The organism is Janthinobacterium sp. GW822-FHT07H11, from assembly GCF_058798615.1.
The window spans coordinates 3042811-3065200 of sequence record NZ_CM179507.1 but is presented as its reverse complement, the minus strand read 5'-3'; the positions used below and the strand labels follow the sequence as shown (position 1 = coordinate 3065200).

At 68.5% G+C, this 22390-nt stretch carries 19 protein-coding genes; 2 read left to right on the top strand and 17 right to left on the bottom strand.

What is annotated here, in order from left to right; translation table 11 throughout:
* Window positions 1-71: 71 nt before the first annotated feature.
* The 14 genes from AC3RCJ_RS13730 to AC3RCJ_RS13665 all read right to left on the bottom strand — a co-directional run bounded on the left by AC3RCJ_RS13730 (window position 72) and on the right by AC3RCJ_RS13665 (window position 14561).
* On the bottom strand, window positions 72-1064 hold the full coding sequence (locus tag AC3RCJ_RS13730) for an ABC transporter substrate-binding protein (RefSeq protein WP_492963451.1): 993 nt from the start codon (window positions 1062-1064) through the stop codon (window positions 72-74).
* Window positions 1061-1276, bottom strand: a complete 216-nt coding sequence (locus tag AC3RCJ_RS13725; protein WP_492963449.1) for a hypothetical protein — start codon at window positions 1274-1276, stop codon at window positions 1061-1063. The genes AC3RCJ_RS13730 and AC3RCJ_RS13725 overlap by 4 nt, the downstream gene beginning before the upstream one ends.
* Window positions 1277-1296: 20 nt before the next feature.
* The gene (locus AC3RCJ_RS13720) at window positions 1297-2073 is read right to left on the bottom strand and encodes an energy transducer TonB (RefSeq protein WP_492963447.1); all 777 of its coding nucleotides are present in this window, start codon (window positions 2071-2073) and stop codon (window positions 1297-1299) included.
* A gap of 12 nt (window positions 2074-2085) precedes the next feature.
* Complete coding sequence (locus AC3RCJ_RS13715) at window positions 2086-2955, bottom strand: class II aldolase/adducin family protein (RefSeq protein ID WP_492963445.1); 870 nt, start codon at window positions 2953-2955, stop codon at window positions 2086-2088.
* 29 nt (window positions 2956-2984) lie between these two features.
* Complete coding sequence (locus tag AC3RCJ_RS13710; protein WP_492963443.1) at window positions 2985-3929, bottom strand: NAD(P)-dependent oxidoreductase; 945 nt, start codon at window positions 3927-3929, stop codon at window positions 2985-2987.
* 13 nt (window positions 3930-3942) lie between these two features.
* Complete coding sequence (locus AC3RCJ_RS13705) at window positions 3943-5055, bottom strand: LLM class flavin-dependent oxidoreductase (protein ID WP_492963441.1); 1113 nt, start codon at window positions 5053-5055, stop codon at window positions 3943-3945.
* Complete coding sequence (locus AC3RCJ_RS13700) at window positions 5052-6275, bottom strand: acyl-CoA dehydrogenase family protein (protein ID WP_492963439.1); 1224 nt, start codon at window positions 6273-6275, stop codon at window positions 5052-5054. Before AC3RCJ_RS13700 ends, AC3RCJ_RS13705 begins: the two co-directional genes overlap by 4 nt.
* A 1-nt stretch (window position 6276) precedes the next feature.
* The gene (locus AC3RCJ_RS13695; RefSeq protein WP_492963437.1) at window positions 6277-7131 is read right to left on the bottom strand and encodes an ABC transporter ATP-binding protein; all 855 of its coding nucleotides are present in this window, start codon (window positions 7129-7131) and stop codon (window positions 6277-6279) included.
* A 2-nt stretch (window positions 7132-7133) separates the two neighbouring features.
* Window positions 7134-7970: an ABC transporter permease gene (locus AC3RCJ_RS13690; protein WP_492963435.1), complete on the bottom strand. Its 837-nt coding sequence runs from the start codon at window positions 7968-7970 to the stop codon at window positions 7134-7136.
* Window positions 7971-8131: 161 nt separating this feature from the next.
* A complete protein-coding gene (locus AC3RCJ_RS13685; protein WP_492963433.1) occupies window positions 8132-9055 on the bottom strand; it encodes a LysR family transcriptional regulator in 924 nt (307 codons plus the stop codon).
* A gap of 50 nt (window positions 9056-9105) precedes the next feature.
* Window positions 9106-11487, bottom strand: a complete 2382-nt coding sequence (locus AC3RCJ_RS13680) for a TonB-dependent receptor plug domain-containing protein (protein WP_492963431.1) — start codon at window positions 11485-11487, stop codon at window positions 9106-9108.
* A gap of 20 nt (window positions 11488-11507) precedes the next feature.
* Window positions 11508-12017 (bottom strand): RidA family protein, encoded by a 510-nt coding sequence (locus tag AC3RCJ_RS13675; protein ID WP_492963429.1) that lies wholly within the window; start codon window positions 12015-12017, stop codon window positions 11508-11510.
* Between the two features lie 29 nt (window positions 12018-12046).
* Complete coding sequence (locus tag AC3RCJ_RS13670; protein ID WP_492963427.1) at window positions 12047-13624, bottom strand: flavin monoamine oxidase family protein; 1578 nt, start codon at window positions 13622-13624, stop codon at window positions 12047-12049.
* 172 nt (window positions 13625-13796) lie between these two features.
* A complete protein-coding gene (locus AC3RCJ_RS13665; RefSeq protein ID WP_492963425.1) occupies window positions 13797-14561 on the bottom strand; it encodes an IclR family transcriptional regulator in 765 nt (254 codons plus the stop codon).
* Window positions 14562-14696: 135 nt separating this feature from the next.
* On the opposite strand from AC3RCJ_RS13665, the gene AC3RCJ_RS13660 reads away from it, so the two are divergent.
* Together AC3RCJ_RS13660 and AC3RCJ_RS13655 are read left to right on the top strand one after the other, a co-directional pair.
* Window positions 14697-15896 carry an MFS transporter gene (locus AC3RCJ_RS13660; protein ID WP_492963423.1) on the top strand — a complete coding sequence of 400 codons (1200 nt, stop codon included), beginning with the start codon at window positions 14697-14699 and terminating at the stop codon, window positions 15894-15896.
* On the top strand, window positions 15883-16569 hold the full coding sequence (locus AC3RCJ_RS13655) for a DAPG hydrolase family protein (RefSeq protein WP_492963421.1): 687 nt from the start codon (window positions 15883-15885) through the stop codon (window positions 16567-16569). The genes AC3RCJ_RS13660 and AC3RCJ_RS13655 overlap by 14 nt, the downstream gene beginning before the upstream one ends.
* Window positions 16570-16577: 8 nt before the next feature.
* Here the strand turns inward: AC3RCJ_RS13655 and AC3RCJ_RS13650 are convergent, their stop codons facing one another.
* Genes AC3RCJ_RS13650 through AC3RCJ_RS13640 form a run of 3 tightly spaced genes read right to left on the bottom strand, consistent with a single transcriptional unit; the run spans window position 16578 to window position 22287 of the window.
* Entirely contained in the window at window positions 16578-17963 is a 1386-nt protein-coding gene (locus AC3RCJ_RS13650) for an efflux transporter outer membrane subunit (RefSeq protein WP_492963419.1), read from the bottom strand.
* Window positions 17963-21109 carry a multidrug efflux RND transporter permease subunit gene (locus AC3RCJ_RS13645; protein ID WP_492963417.1) on the bottom strand — a complete coding sequence of 1049 codons (3147 nt, stop codon included), beginning with the start codon at window positions 21107-21109 and terminating at the stop codon, window positions 17963-17965. Before AC3RCJ_RS13645 ends, AC3RCJ_RS13650 begins: the two co-directional genes overlap by 1 nt.
* 44 nt (window positions 21110-21153) lie before the next feature.
* Window positions 21154-22287 (bottom strand): efflux RND transporter periplasmic adaptor subunit, encoded by a 1134-nt coding sequence (locus AC3RCJ_RS13640; RefSeq protein ID WP_492963415.1) that lies wholly within the window; start codon window positions 22285-22287, stop codon window positions 21154-21156.
* Between the last annotated feature and the right edge of the window lie 103 nt (window positions 22288-22390).

Genomic DNA, 22390 nt, shown 5'->3' with positions numbered 1-22390 from the left:
GTAAGTCTGAAGCATCGGAATATCCTCGTCTGATTATTGCATGCAAAAGATCCGGGGCCAGGCCCCGGCATTTACGCCAGATAGCGCGCAAAACTGCGGTCCCACAGGGGCGTGACATCGATGCGCCGTGCCAGCAGGCCCGCCTGCGCGAACGTATCAGCCACCTGCTGCTGCGAGGCGATGGCGGCCGCGTCGACGGCCACCAGCTTGTACGGCTGGCTGCGCGCCCTGACCTGGTTCAGGAACAGTTGCGGCGGCACGCCGGCGATGCGGCCGCTCTTCTGCGCCCACTGCTGCGGGTGCTCGTTGATCCACTGGTAGACCTTGGCGATGCGCTGCAGGTAGTCGCCGATGGCCGCGTGCTTGAGCGGATCGGCAATCGCCGAGGTGGCCGCGCTGATCACGTAGTTGCCCGACAAATAGCCGTCGGCCGTGCGCAGCACGCGCGCGCCCTGGTTCTTCGCCAGTTCCACCACCAGGCCGTAGATCACCCATGCGTCCAGCTGGCCGCTCTGGAAGGCCGCAAAGCCATCCTGCGGCGCCAGCGCCACCGGTTCGATGTCCTTGAAGCTCAAGCCTTTTTCCTTGAGCAGCTGCAGCAGGAAGTAATGCGAGGTGGTCGAGCGCGCATAGCCGATGCGCTTGCCCTTGAACTGCGCCGGATCCGTGATGGCGGAATGCTTCGGCAGCAGCACGACCTGGTTGTTGACATCGCCGCGCAGCACCGCGATCACCTTCATCGGCGCGCCCGAGGCGGCCGCGAAGATCGGCGGTATCTCGCTCATGCCGCCGCAATCGAGCGAACCGGCCGCCAGTGCCTCGACGATCAGGTTGCCGGCGGCAAATTCCGCGATCGCGCTCTTGTAGGGCAAGGCGGCCACCCCCGCCTCGTCGAAATAATACGAATCGCCGCCCTTGTAGGTGCCGATGCGCAGCGTGGTGTCGCGCAGCTGCGGCGCGGCCCGCGCCGCGCCGGCAAAGCCGCCGATGCCGCCGGCCAGCAGGGCCAGGCCCGTCGTCTGCAGGAAGCGGCGGCGTGCGTACGGGTTGTGTGTCGTGCTCATGGGCGATCCTTGGTGCGGCCCTTTTTCTGCTGCGCGCGCAATTGCCGCGCCAGCCGCCGCAGGCGCCGGAAGCGCCGCAGCGTGTCGATGATGACGCCCCGGCTGACGAGACACGCCGGCATCAGCAGCGCGAGGATGGCCTTGACGATGCCGCCGGCTTGCCGGAGCAGGTCCAGCGGCGACAGGAGGGTGAAAATGGCGGTCGGGTTCATGCGGTTCTCCAGGAGTCGATTCAGTTCAATTTAAAGATGATGTTCCCGGCCAGCAGGTAGGTACTGCCGCCCAGGTCGGGCAAGCGGGGAAACGGCGCGGCCCGTTCGATGGCCTGCCTGGCCGCTTCGTCCAGCGCTTCCACGCCGGAAGGCTGGATCTCGACCTTCAGCAGCGCGCCCTGCGGATCGAGCGTCAGCACATAGCCCACCCGGCCCTGCTGGCGACGCTGTTTGGCCGCCTGCGGATAATCGGTATTGCGGTTGATGCGCGCGAACACCTGGTTCACATAGTCGGTGGGGATACCGTCCATGCCGACCGCTTTCGGCGCGGGCGGCGCCGGCCTGGCCGCCATCGGCGCCGGCGCTGGCGCGGCCGGCGTGACGGGGCCGATCGGCGTGGCAGGTGGCGTAGAGACTTCCGCGCTGGCGGCCGGCGCCTCCGCCGTTTTCGGCTGCGGCACGCTTGCCGCGACGGGCGGTGGCGGCGCCAGCGACACCGCTTTTGCCCGCGGCTCCGGCGTCGATGGCGGTGGCGGCGGTGCGATGGCTTTCGGCGGCGCCATGCGGATCAGCTGCACCACCGTGGCCGCCGCCTTCGGTGCCGGGTGCGGGCTGGCCAGGCTCCACACCAGCAGCCCGGCGCCGCCATGCAAGGCGACAGAAACCAGCACGCCACGGTAGCGGCGCCAGGCCGGCGCGCCTGTTCGCAGCGCGGGCTGGCTGGCGACAAACAGTACGGGCGTCGCCGCGATGGGCTCGCGCGGCAATGGTGCACGGGTCAAGGTAGCGCTGTTCATGGCAGTCTCCACTCAGTCGAACAGGTCCGGCTCTTCGCGCGTGATCACGTCCCACAGCGGCTGGAAGCTGAACCAGCCGCCCGCGTCGGAGCCGATCTGGCCCGCCGTATGGCGCGCCACTGCGTGCGGTATCGGCCTGGTCGGGCCGGCCGCTTCCGACAGCAGTTGCGCCTGGGCCGCGTTTTCAAACGCGATATAGCGCCATACGGCCGACTCCACCGAGGCGCCCACGGTCAGCAAGCCGTGGTTTTGCAGGATCACCGCCTTGCGCGGTCCCAGCGTCGCGGCGATGCGCTCGCCTTCGCTGGTGTCGAGCACCACGCCGCTGAAGTCCTGGAACAGCGCGTGGTCTTCATAGAACATGCAGGAATCCTGCGTCAGCGGATCGAGCAGGCGGCCCTGCGCGGCGAATGCCTTGCCGTACAGGCCGTGCGAATGGGCGGCCGCGATCACGTCCGGGCGCGCCTTGTGCAGTTCCGAATGGATGGCAAAGGCGGCGCGGTTGAGCAAGCCGTCGCCCTCGACCACCTTGCCGTCGTGGCTGACGAGGATCAGGTCGGACACGCGGATATGGCCGAAATACACGCCGGCCGGGTTGACCCAGAAGTGGTCGGGGAATTCCGGATCGCGCGCCGTGATGTGGCCGGCGCCGCCCATGTCGTAGCCGTAGCGGGCGAACAGCCGGAACGACACGGCCAGGCGCTCCTTGCGGTGCTGGCGCTGCGCCGCCAAGGTCGGCGGTGGCGGCGGCTCGGCAAAGATGATGTTGCCGCTGGCATCGCGCGGCGCGCCGTAGATGGCGGGACGCGGTACGGAAGCGCCCACGGCGCGCAGGTGCGGACGCGACAAGGGGGCGGAATACAGGGGGGCGGTGCTGCTCATGATGGTTCCTTGTTCAGGTGATTGACAGGCTAATAGCCGCGCGCGGTGTCGACCACGTCAGTCAGCGGTGCGCCGGCGCGGAAATGTCGCAGGTTGTGCAGGAATTTGTCGATCAGCGCCGGCACGATGGCCTCCGTGCTGGGCGAGATATGCGGCGACAATCGCACTTTCGGATGCGTGTAGAAGGCGTGGCCGGCCGGCAGCGGTTCCGGATCCGTCACGTCCAGCGTCGCCAGCGCCACCTGCCCCGCATCAAGCGCCGCCTGCAGCGCCGCGTGGTCGACCAGGTTGCCGCGCGCGACATTGATCAGATGCAGGCCCGGTCTCGCGTGCGCCAGCGCGGCCGCATCGATCGCGTGGCGGGTCTGCGGCGTCGACGGCGCGGCCAGCACCAGGTGGTCGGCGCGTGCCAGCAGGCTCGCCAGGTCCGGCACCGCTTCCACGCCGTCGATCCCGAACGGCGCGTCGGAGCGGCGCAGGGCCACCACCTTGATGCCCAGCGCCAGCGCGCGCTGCGCCACCGCCTGCCCGATCGAGCCGAAGCCGTACAGGCCCAGGGTTGTGCCCTTGAGCAGGCCCAGCGACAGGCGGCGCCAGTCGCCGGCCTGTTCCAGCCAGATCGCCGGGATCTGCTTGGCCGCGCTGAAGATGGCCGCCAGCACGTATTCGGCGATGGCGTCCGAAGCCGTGCCGCGCGCCGACGTCACTACCGGCCCCCTGAACAGCCAGGGCGGGTAGTAATCGATGCCGACCGAGGCCAGCTGCACCCAGCGCACGCGCGAGGGCCAGTGCAGGGGTTCCGGCGCATCGAGCAGCGTCTGTCCCTTCGGCGCGGGCAGCACGAACAAAATGTCGGCGTCGGGCAGCGCGGTCAACGGACCGGGCGCCAGGTCCAGCACCGGCAAGCCGGCTTGAGCGGCCAGCAGCGCATTGACCTTGGGGTCGAACTGGCTGGCGATGGTCCATGCAGTCATGTCGTTCTCCAGCTCAGGCGGCCAGGCGCGCGGCACCGGGCTGCGCCGCCTCGCGTTCGGCGACCGCGGCACGCACCAGCGGGATCAGTTCGCGGCCATATTGCAGCGCGTCCTGGATCGGCTCGAAGCCGCGGATCAGGAAGGTGGTCACGCCCAGCTCCCAGTACTTGAGCAAGGCGTCGCGCACCTGTTCCGGCGTGCCCACCAGGCCCGTGGAATTGCCGGCCGCCCGGGTCAGCGCGGCGATGCCCGTCCACAGGCGTTCGTCGACCACCTTGCCTTCGGCCGCCGTGGCCAGCAGGCGCTGCGAGCCCACGTTGACGGGCTGCTGCGGGCGGCCGCTGAAATGCGGGTTGTGCTGGACCTTGGCAGTGGCCCTGGCCAGGATGGCGTCGGCCTTGGCCCAGGCCTGCGCCTCCGTTTCGGCCAGCACGGGGCGCAGCGACAGGCTGAAGCGGATCTTGTCGGCGCGGCCATGCCTGGCCGCCGCCGCCCGCACCCTGGCGATAATCTCTTCGACCTGCGCCAGCGATTCGCCCCACAGCGCATACACGTCCGCATGCTTGCCCGCCACCTCGATGGCGGCCTCCGAGGAGCCGCCGAAATAGATCGGCAGGTGCGTGCCCGCCACCGGGCGCACGCCCGCGTTCTGGCCCTTGACCTTATAGACGGCGCCGTCGTGGTCGAACGGGCCGCTGCTGCTCCAGGTCCGCTTGACGACATCGAGGAATTCATCGCTGCGCGCATAGCGCTGGTCGTGTTCCAGGAAGTCGCCGTCGCGCTGCTGCTCCGCGTCGTCGCCGCCGCTGATGACGTGCACGGCCAGGCGGCCGTCGCTGAACTGGTCCAGCGTCGCCAGCTGGCGCGCGGCCAGCGTGGGCGAGACGAAGCCGGGACGGTGCGCCAGCAGGATGCCCAGCTTGTGCGTCTGCGCGGCGATGTAGGAAGCCACCTGGAAGCCGTCGACGGAGGCGCTGCTGTGCGCCACCAGCACGCGGTCGAAGCCCGCGTATTCGTGGGCGCGGGCGACGGCGCCAAGGAAGGCCTTGTTGACGACGGGACCCGTGCCGAGCACGGTTTCGGACACTTCCTGGGTGGCGCTAAAGCCGATGAATTCAATGCTCATGATGCTTCCTTCGTGGTGGTGTTGGCGGATGGGACAGCTGTGGCAAGGGAGGAAAAGGCGGCGCGGCCGCTGTTGATCAGAATCGTGTCGTTTTGCGGCGTGTGGATGCGGCTGCACAGCACGTCGCGGTAATGGCGCTGCAGCGGGTTCGCGTTCGACAGGCCCGGGTTGCCCGTCAGTTCGATGGCCTTCTGCACCACCTCGATGGCCTGGTTGGTGACCAGGTACTTGACGCGGAAGCTGTCGGCCGGCGCGATGCGCCCCGCCGCCGCCGACGCTATCAGGCTGGCGTTGGAAAACAGCCAGGTGTCGATCAGGCCCAGCGCTTCCTGGAAGCGCGGCAGGCTCGAGAGCGGCGCGCCCAGGTTGGCCGGCACGCGTTCCTGCAGCCAGCCGGCCAGCCAGTCGCGCGCCGCACGGGCCACGGCGTCGTAGATGCTCGACAACAGCACGGCCATCCAGGTCAGCAACTCGGCGTCGGGTTCCTGCGCCGCGCCGGCGGGGGCCACGTCCACCGCATGCTCGAGCGGCACCAGCACGTCGTCGAAGACCACGTCGTGGCTGCCGGTGGCGCGCATGCCCAGGTGGTCCCAGGTTTCGACGATGCTGATGCCGGGCGTGTCGCGCCGCACCAGCCAGCTGCCGACCAGCGGCTGCTCGTCGTCGCTGCGTGCCCACACGGCCAGCCACGTCAGGCGCGGTATGCCGGTCGAATACACCTTGCGGCCACTGATGCGCCAGCCCTGCGGCGTGCGCCGCGCCGTGGTGGCGGGCAGGCCGCCGCGCGCCGGCGTGCCCAGCTCGGGCTCCACGCGCAGCGCGTTGATCAGCGCGCCCTCTGCCACTGCTTCGCGCGCCACCTGGTCGCGCAGGTGGCGTGGCCAGCGCGTGGCGTGCCTGGCGGACGCGTGGTGCAGGTACTGCATCGTCAGCACCAGCGCCGTCGACGGTTCGCCGCGCGCCACGGCCGCCACCACCCGCGCCGTCTGCTCCAGCGTGGCGCCCAGGCCGCCCAGCGCGCGCGGCACGGTCAGGGCCAGCAAGCCCAGTTCCTGCAGGTGGTCGAAATTATCATGCGGGAAGCTGGCGTCGCGGTCGTGCCGCGCGGCGCCGGCCGCAAAGCGCGCCGTCAGGCCGGCCAGCAAGGCGGCGAATTCGGGACTGTCGAGCTGGTGCGCGGGCAGCGGGGCAACGGGGAGGCGCAGGATGGAGGTAGGCATATCAGACCGAAAAATTACTGAAGTTGAAGGGACTGGGCAGCGGCGCATGGGCGGGCGGCTCGGCGGCGGGCGGCTCCAGCGGCTCGACCTCGACGCCGAGCAGTTCAAGCAGCTGGGCGCGCACCTGCTGGAATGCGCGCCGCTCGGCGCTGCGCGGGCGCTCCTGCGCGATGGCGATGTCGGCGGCGATGCGCCCCTGGTCCAGCACCAGCACGCGGTCGGCCAGCAGCACCGCCTCGTCCACGTCGTGCGTGACCAGCAGCACGGCGGGCCGGTGCTGGCGCCACAGCGCGAGGATCAGCTGGTGCATGCGGATGCGGGTCAGCGCATCGAGCGCGGCGAACGGTTCGTCGAGCAGCAGCAGCTGCGGCTCGCGCACCAGTGCCCGGGCCAGCGCGACGCGCTGCGCCTCGCCGCCCGACAGGGTGGCCGGCCAGGCATTTTCGCGGTGCGCCAGCCCCACTTCCCGCAAGGCCAGGCGGGCGCGCTCGCGCGGCGCGGCGATGTCCAGGCCCAGCGTGACATTGCGCCAGGCGCGCTTCCACGGCATCAGGCGCGGCTCCTGGAAGACGGCGGCGCGCGCCGGCGGCACGTCCAGCGTGCCGGAACTGATCTGGTCGAGGCCCGCCAGCGCGCGCAGCAAGGTGGTCTTGCCGGAGCCGCTGCGGCCCAGCAGCGCGACGAATTCGCCGGGACGGATGTCGAGATCCAGCTGGTCGAGGATCAGCTGGTCGCCGAAGCGCTTGCTCACCTGGCGCGCCCGGACGGCGGCGCTGGCGGCATTCGTTCCCGCGTACGCGGCGCGCGGCGTGGCGGCGTGGGAACGGCGCGGCAGATGCAATTCGAGAGTCGGCATGTTCAATCCTTGATGAAAGTCGGGCGCCAGGCCAGCGCATGGTGTTCGATGACGCGCACGAGGAAGTCCGTGGCCAGTCCCAGCAGGCTGTAGACAAGCAGGCAGACGACGATGACGTCGGTGCGCATGAAGTCGCGGGCGTTGTTGATCAGGTAGCCCAGCCCGGCCGTGGCGTTGATCTGCTCGACGGCCACCAGCGACAGCCAGCTCACGCCCAGCGAGTAGCGCAGGCCGACAAGGAACGAAGGCAAGGCGCCAGGCAGGATCACGTGCACGATCAGTTGCGGGTACGACAGGCCGAACAGGCGCGCCGCCTCGACCAGCCGGGAGTCGATGCCGCGGATGCCGCTGTACAGGGTCAGGTACATGGGAAACGTGGTGGCGAAGGCGATCAGCGCGATCTTGGTGAATTCGCCGATGCCGAACCACAGGATGAACAGCGGCACCAGGCCGAGGAAAGGCAGGGTGCGCGCCATCTGCATGGGCGAGTCGACAGCCACCTCGCCGCGCCGCGACAGGCCGGCCACCAGCGCCAGCGCCGTGCCCAGCGACAGCGAGATGGCCAGGCCGATCAGCACGCGGCGCAGCGAGACGAGCACATTGCTGCCGATTTCGCCCGACAGTGTCAGTTCGGCCATGGTGGCGAGGATTTGCGACGGCGCCGCCAGCACGCGCTCGGGCAGCAGGCCCGTGCGGGCGGCCAGCTCCCAGGCGGCCAGCAGGATCAGCGGGCTGACGGCGCGTTCAAGGAAGGACGACAGGAACTGGCGTTTGGCCCGGGCCGCTGGCGCATGCGGCTCGGCCTGGACGGGACTGTTGGCGCTTGGAGAGATGGACATCTGGCTTCCCTGTTCTGAAGTGGCGGCTGGCGTGATCCAGCACCGGTAAATTCAGTATAGGGAGCAAATGATTATGACGAAACTAATTGTTTATTCTATTGATATATGATTTTTAAGAATAATCCTGCGGACGGTACCGGGTCCGCGGCAAGCGCGCCCGGTCAGCCCGCGCGCGCCGTCAGGGAGGCCGGCGCCGGCGCGGCGAACGCCTGTTCGACCGCGTCGGCGACGAAGTCGATCGCGTGCTGCACCGGCCCGGGCAGCTGCGCCTGGATCAGCCAGATATCGAGCACGGGCTTGAAATCGCTGACGCCGACGATGTCGAGCTGTGCCAGGTGGCGGCTGCGTTCGAGGATGGGCAGGGGCATCAGGCCCAGGCCCACGCCGTTGGCCACCAGCCCCAGTTGCAAGTCGGTGCCGAAGGTTTCCAGGTTGACCTTGAACGACAGCCCCTGCTGCGCCAGCGTGCGCGCCAGGCCCGCGCGAAAGCCGCAGCCGTCGGGATTGAGCACCCAGCCCACGTCATACAGCTCGCGCAGCTTGTAGCTGCGGCGCGGCATGGCGCCCTTGCGGGCCACCACCACCAGCTCCAGCCGGCCCAGCGCGCGCCCCACCAGTCCCTCGGGCAGCACCTTGGTGGCCGGGAACAGGGCCACGGCCGCGTCGATCTCCGCGTTGGCCACCCGTTCCAGCAGCTGCGCGCCCCAGCCCGACGCCACTTCCGTGTGCAGGCCGGGAAACGCCGCGTTCAGCCGCTGCAGGGTATCGAGCAGCACCAGGTCGCCCACTGTCTGGATCACGCCGATGCGGAACACGCCGGTCGGCGCCTGGTCGTTCTGCACCAGGTCGCGCAGGCGGTCCACTTCCAGCAGCACCTTGCTGCACTGCTCGAACACGCGCTTGCCCGTGGCGTTCGGCCGCGGCGGCTTGACGCTGCGGTCGAGCAGTTCCACGCCCAGCTCCTGTTCGAAATTCTGCACGCGGCGCGTGATGGCCGATTGCGTCAGGCGCAGGGCGTCGGCGGCGGCGCTGACCGACTGGTTGCGCACGACGGCGACAAAGGCGCTGATATCATCTATCTTCATGGTGGTGCGGTTCCGCTCATTCCCAAAGTTTCATCTTAACGCGAGGCCGGCTAAAAGGTGTAGCTGGCGCGCACATAATAATAGCCGCCGTTGAAACCGGTCTGCGACGCGGCCGTGTCGTACTGGTACACGCCCAGGTAGCGGCTGGCCGGCGGCACCTTGCTCGGGTACACGTCGAACAGGTTGTTGGCGCCCACGGCCAGCTGCAGCCGCTTGCTGACGGCGTAGCGCACTTCCAGGTCGGTCAGGGTGCGCGGCGCGTTTTCGATATGGTTGAACACGGACGTGGAATAGATGTTCGGCCCCGAATAAAAGGTCGCCTCGGTGGCGGTGCGGCCATAGCGCGTGGCGTGCAGGCTCACGCCCCACGGTCCCTGGCTCCAGACGCCGCCGGCAATGAACTTGTTCTTCGGCGTCGAGGTGGTCAGATAGCCCTTTTGCTGCGCATTCAGGAGCGGCTTGCCGTTTGCGTCGCTGGCCGTGCGCTGCACCGACTGGGTATTCACGTTCGCGCCCAGGTCCCAGTCGATGCGCCCGGCCCCCAAGGCGCTCTGGTAGGTGGCCACCACGTCGACGCCCTGCGTGCGCGTGTCGACGCCGTTTGCAAAGTAACTGGCGCTGACGGACGACAGGCCCGTGGGCAGGCTGATGCCGGCCGCCGTCAGCGCATTGATGGCCGTGGCGCCCGTGTAGGTACCGCCCTGGATGATGCGGTCGCGGATGTCGATGCGGTAGGCGTCGATGGTCAGGTTGAACTTGTCCCAGGGCTGCGCGACGATGCCGAGGTTGACGCTGCGCGATTTTTCCGGCTTCAATGGCCGCGCCCCGAGGCCGCGGGCGGCCGCCGAATTGACGGCCAGCTGGCCGCCCGCCGTGGTCGGCGACACCACCAGGCTGGTGTAGTACTCCTGCGCCAGCGACGGCGCGCGAAAACCCGTGCTGGCCGTGCCGCGCAGCGCGAAACGCTCGCTGGCCTGGTAGCGGGCCGACAGCTTGGCGTTGCTGCTGCTGCCGGCATCGCTGTAATGCTCGTAGCGCCCGGCCAGTTCCGCCTCCCACTGGCGCCCCAATCTGGTCGACAGGTCGGCATAGGCGGCCGAGATGGTGCGCGAATGGCTGCCCGCGCTGATCGCCGACAGGCCGGGCAAGGCTTGCGAGCCGCTGCCGAACGAGGAGGCCGCGTCGCCGGGGCCCACTGCATATGTCTCGCGCCGGTATTCCGTGCCCAGCGCCACGGAAACGGGCGCGCGCCAGCCGATGTCGACCGGGCGTACCACGTCCAGGTTCACGCCCCACTGCGTATTCTTGTAGCTGGCCAGGTGGAAGCTGGTGGGCGTGGCACCCGTCGCCGCGTACAGGTCGGTGTTGGCCGAATCGCGCATGCCGATCTTGACATTGTCCACGCCATACGTGGCGCTCACGTCCCAGCGCCAGCCGGCCGTCTGCTCGCCGCGCGCACCGGCCGTCAGCGAGCCGTCCTGCTCGTTGCTGGTCTCGACGGGGCTGAAGCCATGCGGATACAGCTGCGGCAGGCGGTTCGGCAGGCGGTAATTCTGCACGCTGGCGCCGCTGCGGTGCGCGGCGCTGCCGAACGCATACAATTCGGTGGCGGCGCCAAGCGCGTAAGCGGCATTGACGCCCACCGCTTCGCGCCGGCTCTGCGGGTCGCCCAGGGTGCGGTTGACATGGGTGCCCGTGCGTTCGTCCGGGCCGCTGCGCACGCTGTGCTCATGGCGCTTGCTCTCCGCGCTCAGGTGGACAAAGCCGTCCTCGCCCAGCGGCAAGCCGATGTCGGCCGCCGCGCCCAGCGTCAAGCCGTCGCCCTGGTAGTACTTGCCGCTGTTGGCGCTGACAGTGCCGCCCTGCGCCGAGGATTTGAGGATCACGTTGATGACGCCGGCGATCGCGTCCGAACCGTACTGCGCGGCGGCGCCATCGCGCAGCACCTCGATGTGGTCGACGGCGCTGACGGGGATCAGGTCCAGGTCGACCGGCGTGGCGCCCTGCTGCGCGCCCGGGTCGGCCGAGATGTTCGCGGAGGTGTGGCGCCGCTTGCCGTTAATCAGCAGCAGCACGTGGTTGGGACTGAGGCCGCGCAAGGTCAGCGCGCTGGTGAGATTGGCCGCGTCGCCCGCCTGCGCCAGGCGGTTCACCGATGGCAGCAGCTTGACCAGCGCATCGCGCAAGTCCGTCTGCCCCGTGCGCTGCAGGTCCTTGGCGCTGATCACGTCGATGGGACTGAGGCTTTCGTCGGCCGAGCGGCGCGCGTCGCGCGTGCCGGTCACCACCACCACGCCACCTTCGGCGGCGGCCAGCGCGGCCTGGGCATTGGCGTCGGCCGCATCGGCGGCCACGGCGCCACCGGCGGCAAACGCGAGGAACAGGGCCAGCGGCAAGGCGCGTGGCTTGAAGCGGGTATGAACTGTCTGCATGATGATGAAATCCCTATCGATTAATGTGCACGGACGGCCTTGGCCGCCACCAGGTCGATCTCCACCAGCGCGCCGGGCAGCGGCAGCGCCACCACCTGGACGGCCGTGCGGGCCGGCTTGGCCGGCTGCGCGGACGTGCCGAAGAACTGGCCATACGCGGCGTTCAGGCCGGCAAAATCAAGCTTGCCGTCCAGCTTGGGATCGCCCACCAGGAAGACGCGCAGCTGCACCACGTCGCCGAAGGCCAGGCCCTCGGCCGCCAGCGCCGCCTGCAGCCGGCGCAGCACGGACAGGGTCTGCGCCTGCGTGTCGCCATACGCCTCGATCGAGCCTTTCGGCGCGGCCACGTTGGCCACTTCAGGCAGCACGCCGCTGAAGTACACGGTGTCGGCACTGGCGGGCACCGTCACGGCGACGGAAATGGGGAAATGCGAATTGGCCAGCGGCGTACGCCGGATGTCTTGCGCGGTGGCGCTGGCGACAGCCAGAAACAGGGTGGCGGCGGTCAGGATGCGGACAGGTTTTTTCATGGTCGATACTTTCGTTGGCAAAGGTGGGGTCAGGAAGATGGGGAGGCCAGGGCCACGCGCGCGGCAATCGCCGCCACGGCGTGATGGGCGGACAGGGCGGCGCCCTCTTGCCAGGCGCCGATCTGGCTCAGGTACTCGCCGGCGAAGTGCACGCGGCCGTCGGGCTGGTTCAGCAGCACATACTGGGCCGCATCGGGGCGCGCCCAGTGCACCCACGAGCCGAGGCTGTACGGCACCTTGTGCCAGGCCACGCTGACGGGCCGCTGCAAGGCGGCGCCCCGTCCCGGATGCACGCGCTCGATGACCTGGCGCGATGCCTCGAACTGCGCCTGCAGGGGCTGGGCCGTGAAATCGCGCGCCACCTGGCCGATGTTGTAGCAGCCGACCAGGGTGCCCGTGGGCCGCTGGAAGCCGCCGCTCGGGTACCAGATCAGCGAGGTCGCATGCTTGACGACGGAAATGCCGCCATAGATATGGTTGTCCGTCTCCCAGAAGCGCGGCGCCTGCCAGGCGATCTTGCTGGCCGTGTCGTACTCGACGGAGCCGATGGCGTCGCGCACGGCCGGCGAAAAATTGGCGTCGACCCTGGCCAGCACGGGCAGCGGAAAGGTGGCGATGGCGTAGTCCGCCCGCAGCGTCTCTTCCTTGCCGCTGGCGCGGTGGCGCACGGTGACGGCCACGCCGTCGGCGCCATTGCGGATGCGCGTGACTTCCGTCTGCAGGCGCAGTTCCTTTTGCAGGCGCTGGCCGAACGCGGCGGGGATGCGGTCCATGCCGCCTACCGGCTGCAGCATGGTGGGCTGGAAAATCAGCAGTTCATCGAAGATCAGCGACGTCCACAGGTCCGGGTCCAGCAGGTCGTCCAGCGACAGCGGCTCGGGGCGCACGCCCACCTGCTCCGCCGCGCCGGGAAACACCGTGTAGCCGGAGCGCTCGCTGCCCCTGAAGGCCAGGTCGGGCGCCAGGTCGCCATAGACTTTCAGGAATTCCAGCAGGCGCTGGCGGTCGTCCGCGCCCAGTTCGCGGTCCAGCGCGCCCGCATCGGCGGCCTTGGCCAGCAATTCCGAGATGCGCCCGCGCGCGTCGTTGACGGCGCGGCGCAACTGGATGGGCGGCTTGCCCTTGGCCGCATCGGGCAGGAAATATGCGCTGCGGCTGGTATTGACTTCCGCTTCCAGCGCCACGCCGAATTCGCGGCAATAGCCGAGGATGGTCTGGTGGTGGCTGGGCAGGCGCGCCGGCCCCGCATTGAAGTACTGGCCCTGGTCGAAGCGGGCCGTCTGGCTGCTGCCATCGGTGTACTCGATGCGCGTGCCGTCGCGGATGGTCCAGTTGCGCCCCCCGACGCGGTCGCGCGCCTCGATGATGCGCACCTGGTAGCCCGCCTTGCGCAACTCCCAGGCCGAGACCAGCCCGGCGATGCCGGCGCCCAGCACCAGCACGCTGCGCCCCTGCCCCGAACCGGGCGGCAATCGCAGCGGCGCGGCGGCGGCCGTGGCGGCCACGCCGGCCGCCCCCAGGCCCAGGGTCGTCATGGCCGCATAAGCGGCCGTATAGCCGCTGCTGGCGGCCAGCTGCATCAGAAAATGGCGACGCGTCAAGCTCATGAATCACTCCGGAAAAGAGGGTTGAAAAACGATCAACCCATCTTATGCCCGTCGTGATTATGTTAAAACTAATTGTTTTTTATATGGAAATATGAATTTTAATCATAATTTTTTTCCTCTTTGCATATGCGCACAGCGGCGCGCGCCCGGCTCGGTGCCGGGCGGACGGACGCTACGCCATCCGCTGTACGCCCAGCACGGCTTCGACTTCCGCCTTGCACTGCAATAGCGCCGACAGCAGCAACTCGCGCTGGGCGTGGAAACGCAGGGCCGGCACGCCCAGCGACAGCGCATAGCGCTCGCTGGTGCCCGTGTGCAGCGCCACGCCGATGCCGCACACGCCCGGCGCGTGCTCTTCCATATCGACGGCGTAGCCTTGCGCGCGCACCTGCGCCAGGTGCGGCAGCAGTTGCGCAAGCGCCGTGATGGTCTGGCCGGTGCGCGCTTCCAGGCGTTCGCCGAACAGCCGGCCCAGCGCGTCTTCCGGCATCTGCGCCAGCAAGGCCTTGCCGTGCGCGGTGCAGTGGATCGGGTAGGCCGTTCCCACGGACGAGACGACGCGCAGTTCATGGTCGGAACAGTACTGGTCCACCGACACCGCATGCAGGCCGCGGTAGACGCACACGTCCACCGTTTCGCGCGTGCGCCGGCCCAGCGCTTCCGCATACGGCCGCAGGAGCGCCACCACGTCCGTATGCGCCGACGCCGCCAGGCGCGCGATGGCCGGCCCCAGCTTCACCCCGCCGGCGCCGGAACTGACCAGTTGCTGGGCTTCCAGCGCCGCGACGATGCGGTGCACCGTGGTGCGCGGCAAGTCCGCGCCCTTGGCGATCTGCGCCAGGCTCAGGCCCGCCGTCTGGTTTTCCAGCGCGCGCAGCACCGCCGCCGCGCGCGCAATGACTTGCTTGCCGCTATTGCCTTCGTTTTCTTCACTCATCTCTTTACCCAATTGTGCATGACGATAGCTGCCGTGACGGCATTGACCGGCATTGTACATGGCCCTATAATTGTTCCATCATTCGGAACAGTGTTCCGATTAACGGTTTTTTAACGCAAGCACCGGGGGAGGCGCATGTCCAGCCGCAGTATATCGAAGACAGCAACGTGCACGCTCCTTTCCGTTGCCAGCCTGACCATCATGGTGGGATGCGTGCTGGTCCCGGGCTTGCCCTCCATCGCCGCGCGGCTCGGGGTGGCCGACGCCGCCAGCTGGCTTGTCACGCTGCCCTCGCTGGGCGTGGTGCTGGCCGGTCCCTTCGCCGCCATGCTCATGCAGCGCCTGGGACTGCATCGCGCCCTGCTGGCGGGGCTGTTCCTGTATGGCTTGCTGGGGGCGTCGGGCATGTTCTTGCATGGCCACCTGGCCGTGTTCGCCAACCGTTTCCTGCTGGGCGCGCCGACGGCGCTGGTGATGGCCTCGGGCACGGGACTGATCTCGGCCTTGTTCAGCGGCCAGGCGCGGCTGCGCATGATCGCCAGGCAAGGCATGACGATCGAACTGGGCGGCGTGCTGTTTCTCGCGCTGGGCGGCCTGCTGGCCACGGCGGGCTGGCGCTATCCCTTCCTGCTGTATCTGGCCTCGTGGGTGCTGCTGGCATGCGTCTGGCGCTGCGTGCCGGCACTGGTGCCCGTGCAGGACGCCGAGGCGCCTGCGCCGGGCCGGCAGGCGGCCCCGTCGCGCGCCCTGGGCATCGTGTATGGCCTGGCCGCGCTGTCCATGACGGTGTTCTTTGCCGCCATCATCGCCTTGCCAGGGCGCTTGCAACAGCTGCGCTGGAGCGAGGCCGAGGCCGGGTACTTGCTTTCCTTTGTGTCACTGGTGGCGGTGGCGGCCGCCTGGCTGATGCCCAAGGCGGTCCGGCGCCTGCATGAACACGGCACCCTGGGCGCGGCCTTCGCCTGCTATGCGCTGGGCCACGCCCTGTTCACGGACGCCGCCGCGCCGTCCATGCTGCTGGCCGGCGCCGTGGCGCTGGGGATGGGCTTCGGCCTGTCGGTGCCGCTGTGCACGCACATGACGGTCGAGCGCAGCCACCTGCCCAGCCGCAGCCGCAACCTCGCCTACCTGTCGATGGCCATCTTCGGCGGGCAATTCCTGTCCTCGTTCCTGGCGTATATGCCGGGCAGCCAGACCACGACGTTTGCCGCGACCGCCATGCTGGCCCTGCTGGGAGCGGCCGTGGCCGTCGCCCCGCTGCTGCGCCGCCGCCCCGCCGGCACCACCGCTGTTTCCACCACCCACCCTGAAAGGCAAGACCATGGACCTCAATGACGTGCACGCCCTGCTCCACCCCGCTCCCCTGGCGCTGGAAACAGGCTTCGAACGGCTGCCCAGCGGCGTGCTGCACGTGGCGTGCCGCACCGACTTGCCAAATTGTACTGGCGAGATGTTCGAATGGTGGTTCCGCTCGCGGCCCGACACGGAACGCTACCTGATGTGGCACCCGGTCGACCACCTGGCCAGCGGCTGGGCCGAAGGCAGCGCCGGGACGCACATCGGCTCGATACACCTGGCGGAAGAGTTTTTCAGCGGCATGCCGGCCGAACAGCTGGCCATCCAGTTCCGCGATCCGCGTGAATTCTTTGATGCACCACAATACGCGGCGGCGCGGGCCGAGGGCCGCATTTCGGCCGCCGTGTGCGCCAGGGTGGGCATGAGCTATGCGCCGCCCCGCACGGCGGACGGCGCCGTCATCGGCGGGCGCCTGCTGCACATGGGCCGCGACACGGCCTGGGGCATGACCTTGCGCAGCCATTTCTACATGGGCCAGGACTTGCCGGACGCCGGCCACAGCCCGCAGGAAATCGCCGCCCTCTTCCCCGATGCATTCGCCCGCGCCCTGCTCATGCATTGCTACAACGAATTCACCTTCCTGTCGCACTTCCTGCGTTCCCACTACCAGGCGAAGCACCGCGACAGCGTGCCCGTGGCGCTGCCCTGGTAGCAGGAAGTTCACTCCTCGAGGCCGCCCCCGAGCGCCTTGTACAGCGCCACGGCCGACTTGAACTGGTCGCGCCGCGCGTCGAGCAGGGCTTGCTGGGCCGCATACGACTGGCGCTGTGCGTCGAGCAATTCCAGCCGGCTGTCCTGGCCCGCGTCGTAGCGCAGCTGCGACAGGCGCTGGCGCTGGCGCGCCGCCGCCACCACGCGCTCTTGCGCGGCGATCTGCTGCGCAAACGTGGCGCTGCCGGCCAGGCCGTCGCGCACCTCGCGGAAGGCCGCCTGGATCGCCTGTTCGTACTGCAGCACGGCCACGTCCTTGCGCAGGCGCGACAGCTGCAGTTCCGCGCGCAACTGGCCGCCCTGGAACAGCGGTTGCGTCACCTGCGGCGCGAACGACCAGCTGCGCGCGCTGCCACGGAACAGGTCGCCGAGTTCCGGACTGGCCAGGCCCAGCTGCGCCGTCAAGGACAGGCGCGGGAAGAAGGCGGCGCGGGCGGCGCCGATTTCCGCATTCGCCGCCACCAGCGCATATTCCGCTTGCAGGATGTCGGGCCGACGCGCCAGCAAGTCCGACGGCAGGCCCGGCGGCAGCTGCGTCAGCACGGGCTGGCCGTCGAGCGCGCGGCCCGCCGGCAGATCGGCCGGCAGCGGTGCGCCGAGCAGCAATTCGAGGTTGTTGCGCGCCAAGGCGCTGGCCCGCTCCCGCGCCTGCACGTCCGCCTCCGCCGTGGCGGCCTGCCCTTCGGCTTGCGCCACGTCCAGGCCGCTGCCCTGCTGCGCGCCATGCAGGCGCTGCGTCAGGAGCAAGGCCTGGCGCCAGTCAAGCAGCGTTTGCCGCGCCAGCGCCAGCTGTTCCTCGGCGAGGCGCTGCTCCAGATAGGCGTCGGCCACGGCGCCGATCAGGGCCATGCGCGCCGCGCGCTGGCCCTGCTGCGTCGCCAGGTAGCGGGCAAACGCGGCGTCCGACAGCGAGCGCAGGCGGCCGAACAGGTCGATCTCGAACGCGCTCATGGCGATGCCCGCCGTGAACGTGTTTTGCAACTTGGCATCGGCGCCGCGCTGGCGCACGCCGCCCGCATTCGCGCCGATGGCCGGATAGCGGCCCGCATCCTGGATCTGGTACTGCGCCCGCACGGCTTCCACGTTGAGCGAGGCCACGCGCAAGTCGCGGTTGTTTTCCAGCGCGATATCGACCAGGCGCTGCAGGCGCGCATCGAGCAGCATCTGGCGCCAGCCCAGGTCGGCCGCGCTGTCGGCCGCGGTGTTGGACGCGCCTGGCGCGGACGCCTCGCCATACGCAGCCGGAATGGGCGGCGCCGGCTTGACCAGCGGCGGGGTCAGGGAACACGCCGACAAGGCCAGCGCGGCCAGGGGCGTGATGAATATCGAACGCATTACGATTCTCCTTCCACCGCTTTAACCGCAGTGTGATTATTGCGTTTCTTGAAGTACGTGCCCATCTTGTCGACGGCGCCCAGCACCACGACAAAGAACACGGGCACGAAAAACACGGCCAGCACGGTGGCGGTGATCATGCCGCCGAACACGCCCGTGCCGATCGCGTGCTGCGTCTCGGCGCTGGCGCCCGTGGCCAGCATCAGCGGCACCACGCCCAGCGCGAACGCCAATGATGTCATCAAAATCGGGCGCAAGCGCAGGCGGGCCGCCTCCACCGTCGCCTCGACCAGTCCACGCCCTTGCGCCTGCAACTGGCGCGCATATTCGACGATCAGAATGGCGTTCTTCGCCGACAGGCCAATAATCGTGATCATGCCCACCTTGAAGAACACGTCGTTCGGCATGCCGCGCAGCATCACGGCCAGCACGGCACCCAGCAAGCCCAAAGGCACGACCAGCATCACGGAGACGGGAATCGACCAGCTTTCATACAGGGCCGCCAGCACGAGGAAGACCACCAGCATCGACAGCGCCATCAGCATGGGCGCTTGCGACGCCGATTCCTTCTCTTGCAGCGACTGGCCCGTCCAGGCCAGCGCAAAGCCCGGCGGCAATTGCTTCACCAGACGCTCCATTTCCAGCATGGCGTCGCCGCTCGACACGCCCGGCGCCGCGCTGCCCGAGATGCGCGCCGAGGGGTAGCCCTGGTAGCGCACCAGCTGCAGCGGCGACTCGCTCCACACGGGGCGCACCAGCTCGCCCAAGGCCACCATGCCGCCCGCGTTATTGCGAATGCGCAAGGCCAGCACGTCGTTGAGCTGCATGCGCGACGGCGCGTCGGCCTGGATGATCACCTGCTGCATGCGGCCGGCATTCGGAAAATCGTTGACATAGGTCGAGCCCATGGCCGCCGTCAGCATGTCGCCCACGGCCGTAAACGGCACGCCCAGCGCCTCGGCCTTGGTACGGTCGATATCGAGGCGCACGCTGGCGCCGGGCGGCAAGCCGTCCGGATACACGCCCGCCACCTTGGCGCTTTGCGCGGCCAGTGCCAGCAACTGGTTCTGCGCCGCCTGCAAGGCTTCGACGCCCTGGCTGGCGCGGTCTTGCAGGCGCAGCGAAAAGCCGGACGAATTGCCCAGTTCATCGATGGCGGGCGGCATCAGGCTCATGATCATGCCCTCCTTCGCCTGGGACATGGCAGCCTGCGCCAGCGCCACTTCTTCCTGCGCCGTGGCGCCATTGCGCTCTTTCCAGTCCTTCAGCATGGTGAAGGCCAGGCCCGCATTCGGCCCCGCGCCGGAAAAGCTGAAGCCGAGGATCGATTGATTCACCTCAATGCCGGGCCGCGTGGCCACGTGCTGCTCGTACAGTTTGACGACATCGAGCGTGCGCTCCATGGTGGCGTCGGACGGCAGCTGGATCGAGGTGATGAAGTAGCCCTGGTCTTCCTCGGGCAGGAAGGCCGACGGCAGCTGCATGAAGGCCAGGCCCAGCGCCGCGACGATGGCGCCGTACAGCACCATCGAACGCCCAGCGCGCTTGAGCATCGCCACCACGCCTTTTTCATAGCGGGCCGTCATGCGCTCAAATTGGCGGTCGAACCACAGGAAAAAGCCTTTTTTATCATGATCATGCGGTCCGATGGGTTTCAACATGGTGGCGCACAGGGCCGGCGTCAGGCTCAAGGCCAGGAAGGCCGAGAACAGGATCGACACGGCCATGGCCAAGGTGAACTGGCGGTAGATGGCGCCCACGGAGCCGCTGGCCAGCGCCATCGGGATGAACACGGCCGTCAGCACCAGGGTGATGCCCACGACGGCACCGGTGATTTCGCGCATGGCTTTCGACGTCGCTTCCTTCGGCGACAGGCCCTCTGTCGCCATCAGGCGCTCGACCGCTTCCACCACCACGATGGCGTCATCGACGATGATGCCGATGGCCAGCACCATGCCGAACATGGTCAGCACGTTGACGGAATAGCCGGCCAGCAGCATCACCGTAAAAGTGCCCATCAGGGCAATCGGCGCGACGATGGCGGGAATCAGGGTGTAGCGTATCTTTTGCAGGAACAGGTACATGACGAGGAAGACCAGCACCATGGCTTCGAGCAAGGTGACGATCACCTTTTCGATCGAGATTTTGACGAACGGCGCCGTATCGAAGGGCACCGAATACTTGATCCCGGCCGGCATGGTGTGCGCCAGTTCGGCCATGCGCGCGCGCACGGCGGCCGCCGTCTGCACGGCGTTGGCACCGGGCGACAGCATGATGGCGGCGCCCGAGGCGGCTTGCCCGTTTTCGCGGATGCTGAAATTGAAGCTTTGCGCGCCCAGCGAAACACGTGCGACGTCGCCGATGGTCACTTTCGAGCCGTCCGCGTTCGCGCGCAGCACGATGGCGGCAAATTCGGCCGGCGTTTGCAGCTGGCCCTGTACCGTCAGCGGAATCGTCACGCGCTGGCCATCGACGGCGGGTGAATCGCCGAGGCGGCCCGGGGCGATCTGCGCATTCTGCTGCGCGATGGCGGCCGTCAGCTCGCCCATGGCGATGTTGTACGACACCAGCTTGGCCGGGTCGACCCAGATGCGCATGGCCCGCTCGGAGCCGAACAGCTGTACCTTGCCCACGCCGGGAATGCGGCGCAGCTCTTCCGTCACGTTGCGCGCCAGGTAGTCGCCCAGCGCCACTTCGTCATGCTGGCCATGGTCGGAAATCAAACTGACGATCATCAGAAAGCCGGACGACGCCGATTCCACCGTCAAGCCGTTTTGCCGCACGGCTTGCGGCAGGCGCGGTTCGATGGCTTTCAGGCGGTTCTGCACGTCCACCTGCGCCATTTCCGGGTCCGTGCCCGGCTGGAAGGTGACGGTAATCGAGGCCGAGCCCGAGGTATCGGTGGACGACTCGAAATACAGCAGGTGCTTGACGCCGGACAGTTCGCGCTCGATCAGGCCGACCACGGAATCGTTCATGGTTTGCGGCGTGGCGCCAGGGTAGCTGGCGCTGATGCTGACGCTGGGCGGCGCCACGGAAGGAAAACGCGCAATCGGCAATTGCGGTATGGCGATCAGTCCGAACAGGACGATGAAGACCGCCACCACCCACGCAAAGACGGGGCGGTTGATGAAAAATTGAGGCATGTATTTAAACCACTTTCAATAAGTACACTTTCAACGCGTACGGATCAGCGCAGGGCGCTGGCGGCAGGGGCCGTGGCCACGGCGGCGGCGCGCTTCCATGGCTGCGGTGCGGCGGTGGCGCCCGGCTGCAGGCGCTCCTGGCCTTCGATGACGACGGTGTCGCCCGCCTTCAAGCCGCCGCTGACCACGTACTGGTGCTCGACCACGTCGCCCACGGCAATCGGCTTCAGGCTGGCTTTGTTCGTGCCGTCGAGCACCCAGGCCTGCGCCTGGCCGCCACTGCCGCGCAGCACGGCTTGCTGCGGCAGCAGCATGGCGTCCGCCTGCACGGCACGGGCGATGCGGGCGCGCACGAACATGCCGGGCAGCAACTGGCGCTGCGGATTGTCCACCAGCACGCGGATGGTGGCGTCGCCCGTGCCCGCATCGACGCTGATGCCCGAGAACAGGATGCGGCCCGTGACGGGATGCGCCCGGCCGTCGGCGCCTAAAATGGTGACGGGCAGCTTGTCCACGCCGGCCGGCCCCGAGGCCTGCAGGGCCGCCAGCGCGGACGCCGGCTGGCGCACGTCGACATACACCTTGTCGATCTGCTGGATGCGCGCCATCGGCGCCGCGTCCGCCAGGCCCACGAGCGCGCCTTCCGTCACCAGTTCGGAGCCAATGCGCCCGGCAATCGGCGCCTCGATGCTGGCAAAGGCCAGGTCCAGGCGGCGCCGGGCCAGGGTCGCGCGCGCCTGCGCCACGGTGGCGGCGGCCTGCTCGCGCTGGGCCACGGCATCGTCATACGCCTGGCGGCTGATGGCGTCCGCCTCCACCAGCGGTTTTAACCTGTCCGCCTGGCTGCTGGCGCGCTGCGCCGTGGCCACCGCGTGCTGCAGGGCGGCGGCGGCCGAATCGACTTCCGCCTGGAACGGCGCCGGGTTGAGCTGGAACAGCTTTTGCCCCGCCTGCACGTCGGCGCCCTGCTCGAACTGGCGGCGCAGCACGATGCCGCCCACCTGCGGGCGGATGTCGGCCGTGCGGAAAGCGGCCACCCTGCCCGGCAATTCGTCGCTGAGCACCACGGCGGCCGTCTGCAGCTTGAGTACCGTGACGGCGGCGGGCGGCGCGGCGCCTTCTTGCGGCGCGGGTTTGGAACAGGCGGCAAGGCCAAGCAGCGCCGCGGCGATCAACATGTTTTTCTTCGTAAGGTGGTTCGGATGCATGGTCTTTTCTATGGCAGATCCCAACCGGCGGTCCGGTCGACAGATAACAAGAGCATAGAAGGCCAACGTGGAT